This window comes from Pseudomonas sp. BGA-UO-ETr-WB11 (assembly GCF_059567785.1).
The window spans coordinates 179541-193858 of record NZ_JCAQOS010000008.1 but is presented as its reverse complement, the minus strand read 5'-3'; the positions used below and the strand labels follow the sequence as shown (position 1 = coordinate 193858).

The window sequence follows — 14318 nt, the reverse complement described above, 5'->3', positions numbered from 1 at the left end:
GTGGTTTAGCCGCGCACAAGCTGGGGATAGAATCGCTACTTGTCCACAGGCGGGTTATCCCATGGCTTATCCCAAGCCTTTGAGTGGGGGTTTAGGCACGGTTATCCACAGACCTCCTGTCGGTTATTTGTTAACCCGCGGGTTTCCTAAGGCTTTGTTTTTACTTGCTCACTAACGCCGCTTCTTGTGGATAACCTTGCGGTCGATCGGTACAATTGCAGCTGTTTTTTGCTCTGTCGTCCGGCGACTTTAGGGGATCTTCGTGTCCATGGAACTCTGGCAGCAGTGCGTGGATCTTCTACGCGATGAACTGCCTGCCCAACAATTCAATACCTGGATCCGTCCACTCCAGATCGAAGCTGAAGGCGATGAGCTGCGTGTGTATGCCCCCAATCGATTTGTCCTCGACTGGGTGAATGAAAAGTACCTGAGCCGCCTGCTTGAGTTGCTCGGCGAGCGCAGCAGCGGCATGCCGCCAGCGCTGTCCTTATTAATAGGCAGCAAGCGCAGTGCTGCAGCACGGGCCGCAACACCAGTCGCGCCTGTCAACTCTGTAGCGCCTGCAAACGTCGCGCCTACGTCGAGCAATGCGGCCCCTGCCCCGGTGGTCAGCAATGAGCCTTCGCGCGTCAGCTTTGACCCCATGATTGGCGCCAATGCACCGGTCCAGGCCCCTCGTACCGAGCGTTCGGTGCAGGTCGAAGGCGGGCTGAAACACACCAGTTATCTGAACCGCACCTTTACCTTCGAGAATTTTGTCGAAGGTAAATCCAACCAGTTGGCCCGTGCGGCAGCCTGGCAGGTGGCCGATAACCCCAAGCATGGGTACAACCCGTTGTTTCTGTACGGCGGCGTCGGTCTGGGTAAAACCCACTTGATGCATGCGGTGGGTAATCATCTGCTGAAGAAAAACCCGAATGCCAAGGTGGTTTACCTGCATTCCGAGCGTTTTGTGGCGGACATGGTCAAGGCCCTGCAGCTGAATGCCATCAACGAGTTCAAGCGTTTTTACCGTTCGGTGGATGCGCTGCTGATCGATGACATTCAGTTCTTCGCCAAGAAAGAGCGCTCCCAGGAAGAGTTCTTCCATACCTTCAACGCCTTGCTAGAAGGTGGTCAGCAGGTGATTCTCACCAGCGACCGCTACCCCAAGGAAATTGAAGGCCTGGAAGAACGTCTCAAGTCCCGCTTCGGCTGGGGCCTGACGGTCGCTGTTGAGCCGCCTGAGTTGGAAACACGGGTGGCGATTTTGATGAAGAAGGCCGATCAGGCCAAAGTCGATCTGCCCCATGACGCTGCCTTCTTTATTGCCCAACGTATTCGTTCCAACGTGCGCGAATTGGAAGGTGCGCTTAAGCGAGTGATTGCCCATTCGCACTTTATGGGCCGCGACATCACCATCGAGTTGATTCGTGAGTCGCTGAAAGACCTGCTGGCACTGCAGGACAAGCTGGTCAGCATCGACAACATCCAGCGCACCACGGCCGAATACTACAAAATCAAAATTTCCGACCTGCTCTCCAAGCGCCGGTCGCGTTCTGTGGCGCGGCCACGGCAGGTGGCTATGGCGCTGTCGAAAGAGCTGACTAATCACAGCTTGCCGGAAATTGGCGATGCCTTTGGTGGCAGAGACCACACCACCGTGTTGCACGCCTGTCGTAAGATTGCTGAACTGCGCGAGTCCGATGCGGACATCCGTGAAGACTATAAGAACCTGCTGCGTACGCTGACTACCTGATATCCACTTGCAGCCCCACGAGGGAAGGGACTAGACCATGCATTTCACTATTCAACGCGAAGCTCTGTTGAAACCGCTGCAACTGGTTGCTGGCGTGGTCGAGCGTCGGCAAACCCTGCCGGTGCTCTCCAATGTGTTGCTGGTGGTAGAAGGCCAGCAGTTGTCCCTTACCGGCACCGACCTTGAGGTCGAGCTGGTTGGTCGCGTGACCCTGGAAGATGCAGCCGAGCCAGGCGAGATCACTGTGCCGGCGCGCAAGCTAATGGACATCTGTAAGAGCCTGCCGAACGACGCGCTGATCGACATTCGCGTCGATGAGCAAAAGCTGATCGTCAAGGCCGGCCGCAGCCGTTTTACTCTGTCGACTCTGCCGGCCAACGATTTCCCATCGGTGGAAGATGGCCAGGGCTCGCTGACGTTTACTCTGGTTCAGAGCAAGCTGCGTCGTTTGATCGAGCGCACCAGCTTCGCTATGGCTCAGCAGGACGTGCGGTATTACCTCAACGGCATGCTTCTTGAGGTTAGCGCCAATGTCCTGCGCGCCGTCGCCACCGATGGTCACCGCTTGGCCATGTGCTCCATGGAAGCCGGCATCGAGCAGGCCGACAAGCATCAGGTCATTGTGCCGCGCAAAGGCATTCTTGAATTGGCACGCTTGCTCACCGAGCAGGATGGCACCGTCAGCATCGTCCTTGGCCAGCATCACATTCGCGCTACCACGGGCGAGTTCACCTTCACTTCGAAGTTGGTCGACGGCAAGTTCCCTGACTACGAGCGTGTGTTACCACGTGGCGGCGACAAGCTGGTGTTGGCGGATCGTCAGGGTTTGCGTGAAGCCTTCAGCCGTACTGCGATTCTCTCCAACGAGAAGTACCGTGGTATTCGCCTGCAACTGGCCTCGGGCCTGTTGAAGATTCAGGCCAATAACCCTGAGCAGGAAGAGGCAGAAGAAGAAGTGGCTGTCGACTACAACGGCGGCAGCCTGGAGATCGGCTTCAACGTCAGCTATCTGCTGGATGTGCTGGGTGTGATGACCACTGAGCAGGTGCGTCTGATTCTCTCCGACTCCAACAGTAGCGCCCTGGTACAAGAAGCTGGCAACGACGACTCCGCTTACGTTGTCATGCCGATGCGTCTGTAACCCTTCAATGGCATTGACCCGCTTTACCGTCGCCGCGGTGCGTAACCTGCATCCGGCGACGCTCTCCCCCTCCCCTCGCATCAACATCCTCTCCGGCGACAATGGCAGCGGCAAAACCAGTTTGCTGGAAGCCATTCACTTGCTCGGCCTGGCTCGCTCGTTTCGCAGTTCCCGCTTGCTTCCGGTTATCCAGCACGAAGTTGATGAGTGCACGGTATTCGGTCAGGTCGCTTTGGCTCAGGGCGGACTCAGCAGCCTTGGCATTTCCCGCAATCGCCTGGGCGAGCTGCACATACGCATTGATGGCGAGAATGTGCGCAGCGCTGCACAGCTGGCAGAAACCTTGCCACTGCAACTGATCAACCCTGACAGCTTTCGCCTTCTTGAAGGTGTACCGAAGATTCGCCGGCAGTTTCTTGATTGGGGTGTGTTCCACGTGGAACCACGCTTTCTGCCGGCCTGGCAGCGCCTGCAGAAGGCCTTGCGTCAGCGGAACTCATGGCTGCGCCGTGGTACACTGGACGGCGCTGCGCAAGCAGCCTGGGACCGTGAGCTGTGTCTGGCCAGCGACGAAATCGATGGCTACCGACGCAGTTATATCCAGGCCCTCAAGCCTGAGTTTGAGCAGACCTTGAGTGAGCTGTTGGACCTTCCTGATCTGACCTTGAGCTATTACCGAGGTTGGGACAAGGAGCGTGATTTGAGTGAAGTACTCAGTGCTTCACTGATCCGTGACCAGCAGTTAGGCCATACCCAGGCTGGCCCGCAGCGGGCAGATTTACGTTTACGCATGGGCGCTTACAACGCGGTGGATATGCTCTCCCGCGGCCAGCAGAAGCTGGTGGTATGCGCTCTTAAAATTGCCCAGGGGCATTTGGTCAATCAGACCAAACGCGGACAATGTTTGTATCTGGTGGATGACCTACCGTCAGAACTGGATGAGCAGCATCGTCAGGCCCTGTGCCGTTTGCTGGAAGACTTACACTGCCAGGTATTCATTACCTGTGTAGACCACGAATTGTTGAGGCAAGGCTGGCGCACGGATACGCCAGTTGCCATGTTCCACGTGGAACATGGCCAGATCACCCAGACCCAAGACCACCGGGAGTAAGGCATGAGCGAAAACCAGACGTACGACTCCAACAGTATCAAGGTGCTGAAAGGCCTGGATGCCGTACGCAAGCGTCCCGGTATGTACATCGGCGACACCGACGATGGCAGTGGTCTGCACCACATGGTGTTCGAGGTGGTCGACAACTCGATCGACGAAGCGCTGGCCGGTCATTGCAACGACATCAGCATCACCATCCACCCGGATGAGTCGATCACCGTGCGTGACAACGGTCGCGGTATTCCTGTGGATGTGCACAAGGAAGAAGGCGTTTCGGCTGCCGAAGTGATCATGACGGTGTTGCACGCCGGCGGTAAGTTCGACGACAACTCCTACAAAGTATCCGGTGGTCTGCACGGTGTAGGTGTTTCCGTGGTGAACGCCCTCTCCGAGTTGCTGTTGCTGACTGTGCGTCGCAGCGGCCACATCTGGGAACAGACCTACATTCATGGCGTACCGCAGGAGCCGATGCGTATCGTCGGCGACAGCGATGCCACCGGCACGCAGATTCACTTCAAGCCTTCGAGCGAGACGTTCAAGAACATTCATTTCAGCTGGGACATCCTCGCTAAGCGTTTGCGCGAACTGTCGTTCCTCAACTCCGGTGTCGGCATCGTCCTCAAGGACGAGCGCAGCGGTAAGGAAGAACTGTTCAAGTACGAGGGTGGTTTGCGTGCCTTCGTTGAATATCTAAACACCAACAAGACACCGGTTAACCAGGTGTTCCACTTCAACGTCCAGCGTGAAGATGGCGTGGGTGTAGAAGTGGCGTTGCAGTGGAACGACAGCTTCAACGAGAACCTGTTGTGCTTCACCAACAACATTCCCCAGCGCGATGGCGGTACGCACTTGGCGGGCTTCCGCTCGGCCCTGACGCGTAACCTGAACAACTACATCGAGCAGGAAGGTCTGGCCAAGAAGCACAAGGTCGCCACTACAGGTGATGATGCCCGTGAAGGTTTGACTGCGATCATTTCGGTGAAAGTTCCGGACCCGAAATTCAGTTCGCAGACCAAAGACAAGCTGGTTTCCTCCGAGGTGAAAACTGCGGTGGAACAGGAGATGGGCAAGCACTTCGCCGACTTCCTGCTGGAAAACCCCAACGAAGCCAAGGCCGTAGTCGGCAAGATGATCGACGCCGCCCGTGCCCGTGAAGCTGCCCGTAAAGCGCGGGAAATGACCCGTCGCAAAGGCGCTCTGGATATTGCCGGGTTGCCAGGCAAGCTGGCCGACTGCCAGGAAAAAGATCCGGCCTTGTCCGAACTTTACCTAGTGGAAGGGGACTCCGCGGGCGGCTCTGCCAAGCAGGGGCGTAACCGCAAGACCCAGGCCATCCTGCCGCTCAAGGGCAAGATCCTCAACGTTGAACGTGCGCGTTTTGACCGCATGATTTCCTCCCAGGAGGTCGGCACCTTGATCACCGCCCTGGGCTGTGGCATCGGTCGCGACGAGTACAACATCGACAAGCTGCGCTACCACAACATCATCATCATGACCGACGCCGACGTCGACGGTTCGCACATCCGCACCCTGCTGCTGACCTTCTTCTTCCGTCAGTTGCCGGAGCTGATTGAGCGTGGCTACATCTACATCGCTCAACCACCGCTGTACAAGGTCAAGAAGGGCAAGCAGGAGCAGTACATCAAGGACGACGAGGCCATGGAGGAATACATGACCCAGTCGGCCCTCGAAGATGCCAGCTTGCACGTCAACGACAGCGCTCCAGGGATTGCCGGCGAAGCCCTGCAGTCGCTGGTTAACGACTTCCGCATGGTGATGAAGACCCTCAAGCGCCTGTCGCGTCTGTACCCGCAGGAGCTGACTGAACACTTCATCTACCTGCCAGCCGTCAGCCTGACAGACCTGGCCGATCAAGCGGTCATGCAAGGTTGGTTGGAGCAGTTCAACGAGCGTCTGCGTGGTGTGGAGAAGTCCGGTCTGGTGTACAAAACCAGCCTGCATGAAGATGCCGAGCGCCACCTGTGGCTGCCAAAGGTCGAGCTGATTTCCCACGGCGTGTCGAACTACATCATGTTCAACCGCGACTTCTTCGCCAGTAACGATTACAAAACGGTCACCAGCCTCGGGCAGAAACTCAACAGCCTGTTGGAAGAGACCGCCTTCGTTAAGCGTGGCGAGCGCAAGAAGCCTGTCACCAGCTTCAAGGAAGGCCTGGCTTGGTTGATGACCGAAAGCACTAAACGCCACAGCATTCAGCGCTATAAAGGTCTGGGCGAAATGAACCCGGATCAGTTGTGGGAAACCACCATGGACCCGGATGCTCGACGCATGCTCAAGGTCACCATTGAAGATGCCATCAGCGCTGACCAGATCTTCAACTGCCTGATGGGCGATGAAGTTGAGCCGCGCCGTGAGTTCATCGAAAGCAATGCCCTGGCAGTGTCCAACCTGGACTTCTGATCCGATCAAGGAGGGCTCTGCTCTCCGTTGATGGCACCCAAAACCCCTCGGCAGAGTCTATCTGCCGAGGGGTTTTGCATTTGGCTGAGGAGCCGTACTGGCTGCAACGATCGCTATGAATTGCCGCCCGCAGGCACCACGCGTAGGTTGAACAGCGAGTGGCCTTAGCCCGTTGTGACGCAAGCCAGTGGGGCAGCTATTAGGCTGCAGTGGATCACATTGTCACTGAGTGACCGCGAGATTTTGTTTCTTTCATGCTAAAACCAAGGCTTAGCAGAATACTTTGTGGCCATCTGCCACCCTGAATATCTAAGCCGCCGGACTGTCGCCAATGAAAACAAAAAAAGACGCCACCCCCACCCCTGCGCTTGAAGCCACCCTGGCTGCACTCGCCGATAACCTGCTCGCTCCTGCTGATATCGATGTGCTGCCAGCACTGATGCCGCCGGTTATTGAGCGCAACGGCGAGAAGTACATGTACTTCACCGAGAGCGATATCGACCGCATCCTTGACAACCTCGACGGCTTGCGCAGCCTGGTATTTCCGCCGGCCAATCACGATGACGACGGCGAACGTCGGGTGCAGCACTTCCCTTCTGTGTGCTTGATTGGTTTGGGCCGTTGCGGCTCGAATATCGCCTTGGATGTGGCTTCGTTGGTGTACAACGCCCGGCAGTTTTACCTGAGTGAATTCAAGAGCGAAGAAAAGGCCACCACCGAGCAGGACTTCCGCCCTACCCGCTGGATTCGCAGCAATCTGTTGCGCGCGCCAAGCAAGGACAGCAAACCGGTGTTCCTGATCGAGCCGTTGGTGATGCTGGGTGACCTGGACAAGGACATCGAAGGCCGCATCCGCTTCTCACGCAAAGGGGAAACCAGCGGCTTCCTCAGTGACTACAGCAAGATGAAGATCATGGACCTCTCTGAGGTGCATGCGGGCGGCGCTGGTAACGCGCCGATCCTCGGTCAGTACTTGGCCAAGATCATTCTCAACAAAGATACCCAGCGCTTCAGCAATGCCGACTGGAAGTTTATCCACAGTTACCTGATCGACTCCTGCGGTATTAAAGCCAACCAGTCGCGCCTGTATTTCTACATCTTCAGCGCCGGCGGTGGCACTGGTTCGGGCATGGCCTCGGAGTTTGGTCTGGCCCAGCAGTTTGCCTACATGAGCAAAACCTTCGACACCAAGAAGGCCGAAGACAATGTGGAGAATCGCGACCACTCCTTCGTCTTTGAACCGATCTTCACCAGCGGTATTTGTATCCTGCCAAACATCTCCGATCAGCGCAGCGAGATGTCCGAAGCACTGCACATCAACGCCGGTCGCTTGCTGTGCAAGTACCTCGCCGAGGAGTGGGACTTCTCCTACAACTTCGACAATGAAGAGAACAGCGAAGAAAGCGTGATGCGCCGCATCCGCCCGTGGAACGCCATGATGCTGATCTCCAACGACATCATGCGTTACGCCGAAGAGAGCGACGACGGCAATATCCAGAACATCGACGTCAACGCCATGGAGCGTCACGCCAACCAGTACATCTCCCAGCAGATCTTCAACATCCTCACCGCCCAGGCAGTGACGACGGATTACGACCAGAACTACTTCCGCCGTGCGGGTATCGATATCGGTGAAACCATCCGCCTGGATGCCAACGACCTGTTTATGAGCCTGGCAGGCCCTGTGGCAGTCGCTTATGCCGAGTCGGTGGTGCCGGAGCAGAGTGCTGCGGCGCCGCTGGACAAGTTCCGGGTGATGGACAAAGAGCCGGCGCGGTTGAATATCGACGATCTGTTCTTCCGCTCCATCGACCTGCCGCACTTCAACAAGGTGACCCAGGCCATCGAGGGCATCAGCCTGCTGCCGATCGAGTCCAAGCGTTACCGCGAAGCGCTGGAGCAGTATAAAAAGTCCGAGTACAACGCCGCTGAGCTAAGCGACCTGCACTTCTTCAAGAACTGCTCGTCGGTGGTGTCCATCGTCTCGTTGCCCAAGGACTACAAGCTGTCCTACATGGACCTTAACCGCCTTAAGACCCACCTCAATAACCTGTTCCCCAACACCACCCTGAAGCGCTATGCACTGGTGATTGGCGCGTCGGCCAACCTGTCGCTGACCACCCTGATCGTCAAGAGCCCGTGCCTGTCGGACGACTTCCTGACCCTGATCGTGGCCTTTATCAAACGCTGCTTCGCCCGTGAACCGCACCGTTTCGATGAGAGCCTGGACAACGCCATTCTTGAGCTGATCGTCGCTGAGGAGTTCGATGAGGCACGCATCGACGCCATGCTCAACGAGTACGAAAATCCGGCCAAGATCCTCGATACCAACTGGTATGCGATCAAGCCGATGTACGAGAAGAAGTACCGCGAGTTGATCAACGATCAGAGCAAGTTCGTCTCGATCAATGACATTCGCCTGTCCCGTGAAAGCGTGAAGAAGTCGATCAAGTACCTGCGCGAGATCTACCGTCACCGGATCGGCAAAACACGGGTCATCTCGCTCAACCAGTTTGAGCAGAAGCACAGCTGAGCTTTGCTGTGCTGAGTCAGGGCGTCACCCCACTGGGGTCGGCGCCTTTTGGCTTTTAGGGGCTGGTGAAGGGCGTGAAAACGGCGTTGTGGCCGTAGTTCCAGTCATGCCCTAGTTCAGGCTGCTCTGATCGTTTAGCGGGCGGCTAGACGGGCCAGGGGGCTGGCAAAACGGCAGCATGGGAATAACTTATGCACTTTTACCGTTTTGCCTGGCATAGAGATAAACATCTAGCAAAACAGAGCGTTAGCGTGACTGATGGCGAACTGCCGGTATTTAGCCCACAGCTTATCCACAAACGCTCAGGCGTCGGCAGCCGTGCTGACAGGCTGAGCATCAGGCCCGAGGGCGCCGATATCGATCTGGGTCTGCCGCACCCAGGCAAAGGCACGGTCGTTGAGCTCGGCAATTGCTCGTGGCCCAGTGCCCTCGGCGTACATCGGCGCACCAATCACCACTTTGATGGTGCCCGCGCGTTTTGCCCAGCCCTGTTTGGGCCAGTAGGCACCGGCGTCGTGGGCGATTGGCAGGACTGGCAGGTTAGCGTTGACGGCCAGTGAGGCGCCACCGCGGGTGAACTTGCCGATCTGTCCGACCGGCATGCGTGTGCCTTCCGGGAAAATCAGCACCCAGGTGCCCTGCTCCAGGCATTCGTTGCCCTGCTTGGCTAATTGTTTGAGTGCGGCCTTGGGGTTGCTGCGGTCAATGGCGATGGGCTTGAGCATAGCCATGGCCCAGCCGAAGAACGGGATATACAGCAGCTCGCGCTTGAGCACCTGGCTCAGGGGCTGGAAGTAGCAGGACAGGAAGAAGGTTTCCCAGGTGCTCTGGTGGTTGGCCAGGATCACGCAGGGCTGGCTGGGCACATGCTCGGCGCCGATCACTTCATAACGGATGCCGAGCATGGCGCTGGTCAGCCAGACGGCGAAGCGGCACCAGTAGACATTGATAAAGCGGTAGCGCAGGCGAAACGGCAGGAAGAGCGCGACAAACATGCTCAGGGTGCACCAGAACAAGGCGCTGAGTGACAGCAGCAGGTAAAAGACAAAGGTTCTGATGGCCTGCACTGTCGACATGTGAGCTTTGACCCTAGTGAAGGAGCTGCGCGGCCACGGCCGCCAGGTCCTCGAAAATTAAAGTGCCCGCTGGCAATGCGTTGCTCAGCGTGCGTTCGCCCTTGCCGGTTTTTACCAAAACGGGCTGACAATCGACGGCCAAAGCGGCGTCGAGGTCACCACGGCTGTCACCCACAAACCACAAACCTGCAAGGCTCACGCCGTAATGGGCCGCAATCTGCTGGAGCATACCGGGTTTCGGTTTGCGGCAAGCGCAGCCGTCATCCGGGCCGTGGGGGCAGTGCACGATCAGGCCGACGTCGCCGCCCTGCTCTGCCACCAGTTGGCGCAGGCGTTGGTGCATGGCGTCGAGGGTGGCTGGCGTGTAATAGCCACGGGCCAGGCCAGATTGATTGGTGGCTACGGCCACGGTCCAGCCGGCCTTGCTCAGGTCTGCGATGGCCGTGATGGCGCCGGGCAGCGGAATCCACTCATCGACCGATTTGATGTAGTCGTCGGAGTCGTAATTAATCACGCCGTCACGGTCGAGGATTAACAGTTTCATAGCGAATCCATAAGATGGGTTAGCCGCAGCGCGACGTAACCCATCGATAGAGAAGCGAGCCCATGCTCGGCGGCATGGGTATCGCTGCGCTCAACCCATCCTACCCCGCGCAATCAACCCAGCAGCGAGATATCGGCCACGCCGAGGAACAGGCCGCGCAGTTGTGCCAGCAGCGCATAGCGGTTGGCGCGGACTTCGGCGTCGTCGGCATTCACCAGCACCGCCTCGAAGAAGGCGTCCACCGGCTCGCGCAGGCTGGCCAGTTGCTCCAGGGTCTCGCGGTACTGGCGTGCGGCGGCCAGTGGCGCGACGGCCTGGGCCGCGACAAACACCGCCTGCGCCAAGGCTTGTTCAGCCGGCTCCAGCAGCAGGGCGTTGGCCACTACCTCTGGAACTTCACCGTCGAACTTGCCCAGCAGGTTGGACACGCGCTTGTTGGCAGCAGCCAGGGCGGCGGCTTCGCTGCGCGCGCGGAAAGCCTGTACGGCTTGCACGCGCTGATCGAAGTCCAGCGGTGCGGTTGGCGACAGGGCGCGCACGGCTTGATACACGGCCACGTCCACGCCTTCGTCTTCATAACGGGCGCGTAGGCGGTCGAAGATAAAGTCGTGCACCTGCAGGCCCAGGCCTTCGGCTTTAACCTTGTCGGCGAACTGCTCGATGGCAAACTCAATGGCTTCGGCCAGATCCAGGTCCAGCTGCTTCTCGATCAGGATCCGCAGCACGCCCAGGGCCGCTCGGCGCAGGGCGTAAGGGTCTTTGGAGCCGGTCGGCAGCATGCCGATGCCAAATATGCCCACCAAGGTATCGAGCTTGTCGGCCACCGCTACGGCGGCGCCGGTCAGGGTGCTCGGCAACTCGGCGCCGGCACCGCGTGGCATATATTGCTCGTTCAGGGCCAGGGCCACGTCGTCGGCTTCGCCGTCGTGCTTGGCGTAGTAGTAACCGGCCACGCCCTGCATTTCCGGGAACTCGCCGACCATTTCACTGGCCAGGTCGCATTTGCTCAGCAAGCCGGCGCGGGCTGCGCGGGTGGCGTCGCCGCCGATGCGCGTGGCAATAAAGCCGGCCAGAGCCGAGACGCGCTGCGCCTTGTCGAACACCGAGCCCAGTTGCGCCTGGAACACCACATTGGCCAGGCGCTGGTTGAGGCTTTCCAGGCTGTGCTTCTTGTCTTGTTTGAAGAAGAACTCGGCGTCGGTCAGGCGTGGACGCACGACTTTTTCGTTGCCGGAAATGATCTGCGCCGGGTCTTTGCTCTCGACGTTAGCCACAGTGATAAAGCGCGGCAGCAACTTGCCATGGGCATCCAGCAGACAGAAGTACTTCTGGTTGTCCTGCATGGTGGTGATCAGGGCTTCTTGCGGCACGTCGAGGAAGCGTTCCTCGAACGAACACACCAGCGGCACCGGCCATTCCACCAACGAGCTGACTTCATCCAGCAGATCAGCCGGCACGATGGCGGTGCCCTGCTGCTCGGCGGCCAGTTCGGCAACGCGGGCGCTGATCAGCGCGCGGCGTTCGTTCAAGTCGGCCAGCACATAGGCGCTGCGCAGGTCTTCCAAGTAGGTCGACGGCTTGGAAATGCGCACCTGATCCGGGTGATGGAAGCGATGGCCACGGGACAGGCGCCCGGACTTCTGGGCGAGGATTTCGCAGTCGATCACCTCGTCACCAAACAGCATCACCAGCCACTGGGTTGGGCGGACGAATTCGGTCTTGCGTGCGCCCCAGCGCATGCGCTTGGCAATCGGCAGCTCGTTCAGCGACGTCTCGACGATGCCTGGCAGCAGGCTGGCGGCGGGTTGGCCGGCTATGTTCTGGCTGAATTTCAGCTTCGGGCCGCTGGCGTCAATCTGCGCCAGGTCGACGCCGCACTTCTTGGCGAAACCGAGGGCGGCCTGGGTCGGCTGGCCTTCGGCATTGAAGGCGGCCTGCACGGGCGGGCCGTCGAGGTTGACGCTGCGATCCGGCTGCTGGCTGGCCAGCTGCTCAACCAGCACGGCCAGGCGCCGCGGTGCGGCATAGATGCGTGCGCTGCTGTAGCTCAGGCCAGCGGCTTTCAAGCCCTTCTCGACGCCGCTGAGGAAGGCTTGGCCGAGGTTTTTCAGGGTTTTCGGTGGCAGCTCTTCGGTGCCCAACTCAACCAGGAAATCGTGCGCACTCATTCTGCTGCCTCCAGTTTTGCCAACACTTCATCGCGTAGATCAGCCGCTGCCATCGGGAAGCCAAGCTTGGCGCGGGCTTGCAAGTAGCTCTGCGCCACGGCGCGGGCCAGGGCGCGCACGCGCAGGATGTACTGCTGACGTGCGGTCACCGAGATCGCCCGGCGCGCATCCAGCAGGTTGAAGGTGTGTGAGGCCTTGAGGACCATTTCGTAGGTCGGCAGCGGCAGTTGCAGCTCAATCAGGCGGTTGGCTTCGGACTCGTAGAAATCGAACAGCTCGAACAGCTTGTCGACGTTGGCGTGTTCGAAGTTGTAAGTGGATTGCTCCACTTCGTTCTGGTGGAACACGTCGCCGTAGGTGACCTTGCCGAACGGGCCGTCAGTCCAGATCAGGTCGTAGACCGAATCCACGCCCTGCAGGTACATGGCCAGACGCTCCAGGCCGTAGGTGATCTCGCCGGTCACCGGGTAGCACTCGATGCCGCCGACTTGCTGGAAGTAGGTGAACTGGGTGACTTCCATGCCGTTCAGCCAGATTTCCCAGCCCAGACCCCAGGCGCCGAGGGTCGGCGATTCCCAGTTGTCTTCAACGAAGCGAATGTCGTGCACCAGCGGGTCGAGGCCGATGGCCTTCAATGAGCCGAGGTACAGCTCCTGGAAGTTTTCCGGGTTCGGCTTCAACACCACCTGGAACTGGTAGTAGTGCTGCAGACGATTGGGGTTCTCGCCATAGCGGCCGTCAGCGGGACGGCGGCTTGGTTGCACGTAGGCGGCGTTCCAGGTTTCCGGGCCGATGGCGCGCAGAAACGTAGCGGTATGGAAGGTACCGGCACCGACTTCCATATCGTAGGGCTGCAGCACCACACAGCCTTGCTCAGCCCAGTATTGCTGGAGGGCGAGGATCAAATCTTGGAAGGTGCGCACGGCAGGCGTAGGCTGGGTCACTAAATTCACCTGTTCTTAGGCTGCGACGGAAAGCCCGGGAGTATACCCGATTCCTCCCCGCCGCCACCCCTTGGAGCCTTATGCCGCGCTGCTTCTGGTGTAACGATGATCCCCTCTACATCGCCTATCACGATGACGAATGGGGCGTACCGCTGCGCGACCCGCAACGGCTGTTCGAGCTGTTGCTGCTGGAAGGTTTTCAGGCCGGCCTGTCGTGGATCACGGTGCTGAAAAAACGTGAGCGCTATCGCCAGGTGCTGTTTGGCTTCGATGCGCAACGCTTGGCGGTACTGAGCGATGAGGAGATCGAGGCGCTGATGCTGGACCCCGGCATCATCCGCAACCGCCTCAAGCTCAAGGCTGCGCGGCAGAACGCCCAGGCCTGGTTGCGCCTGGACGATCCGGTCGGGCTGCTCTGGTCGTTTGTCGGTGGGGCGGCGAAGATCAATCACTTCGCAGGCCGCAGCGACGTGCCAGCCATCACGGCGGAGGCCGAGGCGATGAGCAAGGCGCTGAAAAAGGCCGGATTCACCTTCGTCGGGCCGACCATTTGCTACGCCTATATGCAGGCGGCCGGCATGGTCATGGACCACACCACCGATTGTGATCGTTACCGACTCCTGGCCAACCCGCGCTAGGAGC

The 14318-nt window shown here is 58.9% G+C and carries 10 protein-coding genes; 6 read left to right on the top strand and 4 right to left on the bottom strand.

What is annotated here, in order from left to right:
* Nucleotides 1-262 precede the first annotated feature (262 nt).
* From dnaA to AC56DI_RS14615, 5 genes are all read left to right on the top strand, one after another.
* The gene (gene dnaA, locus AC56DI_RS14635; RefSeq protein ID WP_496346820.1) at nucleotides 263-1738 is read left to right on the top strand and encodes a chromosomal replication initiator protein DnaA; all 1476 of its coding nucleotides are present in this window, start codon (nucleotides 263-265) and stop codon (nucleotides 1736-1738) included.
* 37 nt (nucleotides 1739-1775) lie between these two features.
* Complete coding sequence (dnaN, locus tag AC56DI_RS14630) at nucleotides 1776-2879, top strand: DNA polymerase III subunit beta (protein ID WP_496346819.1); 1104 nt, start codon at nucleotides 1776-1778, stop codon at nucleotides 2877-2879.
* A gap of 7 nt (nucleotides 2880-2886) precedes the next feature.
* Nucleotides 2887-3990, top strand: a complete 1104-nt coding sequence (gene recF, locus AC56DI_RS14625; protein ID WP_496346818.1) for a DNA replication/repair protein RecF — start codon at nucleotides 2887-2889, stop codon at nucleotides 3988-3990.
* Nucleotides 3991-3993: 3 nt separating this feature from the next.
* Entirely contained in the window at nucleotides 3994-6411 is a 2418-nt protein-coding gene (gene gyrB, locus AC56DI_RS14620; protein WP_324520807.1) for a DNA topoisomerase (ATP-hydrolyzing) subunit B, read from the top strand.
* 439 nt (nucleotides 6412-6850) lie between these two features.
* Nucleotides 6851-8944: a hypothetical protein gene (locus AC56DI_RS14615; RefSeq protein ID WP_496347524.1), complete on the top strand. Its 2094-nt coding sequence runs from the start codon at nucleotides 6851-6853 to the stop codon at nucleotides 8942-8944.
* Nucleotides 8945-9246: 302 nt separating this feature from the next.
* Here AC56DI_RS14615 and AC56DI_RS14610 read toward each other — a convergent pair whose 3' ends face one another.
* The 4 genes from AC56DI_RS14610 to glyQ form a co-directional block, all read right to left on the bottom strand.
* Nucleotides 9247-10020: a lysophospholipid acyltransferase family protein gene (locus AC56DI_RS14610; protein ID WP_496346817.1), complete on the bottom strand. Its 774-nt coding sequence runs from the start codon at nucleotides 10018-10020 to the stop codon at nucleotides 9247-9249.
* Between the two features lie 13 nt (nucleotides 10021-10033).
* On the bottom strand, nucleotides 10034-10564 hold the full coding sequence (gmhB, locus tag AC56DI_RS14605; protein WP_324522017.1) for a D-glycero-beta-D-manno-heptose 1,7-bisphosphate 7-phosphatase: 531 nt from the start codon (nucleotides 10562-10564) through the stop codon (nucleotides 10034-10036).
* A 113-nt stretch (nucleotides 10565-10677) separates the two neighbouring features.
* Nucleotides 10678-12732 carry a glycine--tRNA ligase subunit beta gene (gene glyS / locus AC56DI_RS14600; protein WP_496346816.1) on the bottom strand — a complete coding sequence of 685 codons (2055 nt, stop codon included), beginning with the start codon at nucleotides 12730-12732 and terminating at the stop codon, nucleotides 10678-10680.
* Nucleotides 12729-13676, bottom strand: coding sequence for a glycine--tRNA ligase subunit alpha (gene glyQ, locus AC56DI_RS14595; protein ID WP_496346815.1), 948 nt, complete (start codon nucleotides 13674-13676; stop codon nucleotides 12729-12731). The genes glyS and glyQ overlap by 4 nt, the downstream gene beginning before the upstream one ends.
* 80 nt (nucleotides 13677-13756) lie before the next feature.
* Between glyQ and AC56DI_RS14590 the strand changes: the two genes are divergently transcribed.
* Complete coding sequence (locus AC56DI_RS14590; RefSeq protein ID WP_496346814.1) at nucleotides 13757-14314, top strand: DNA-3-methyladenine glycosylase I; 558 nt, start codon at nucleotides 13757-13759, stop codon at nucleotides 14312-14314.
* Nucleotides 14315-14318 lie beyond the last annotated feature (4 nt).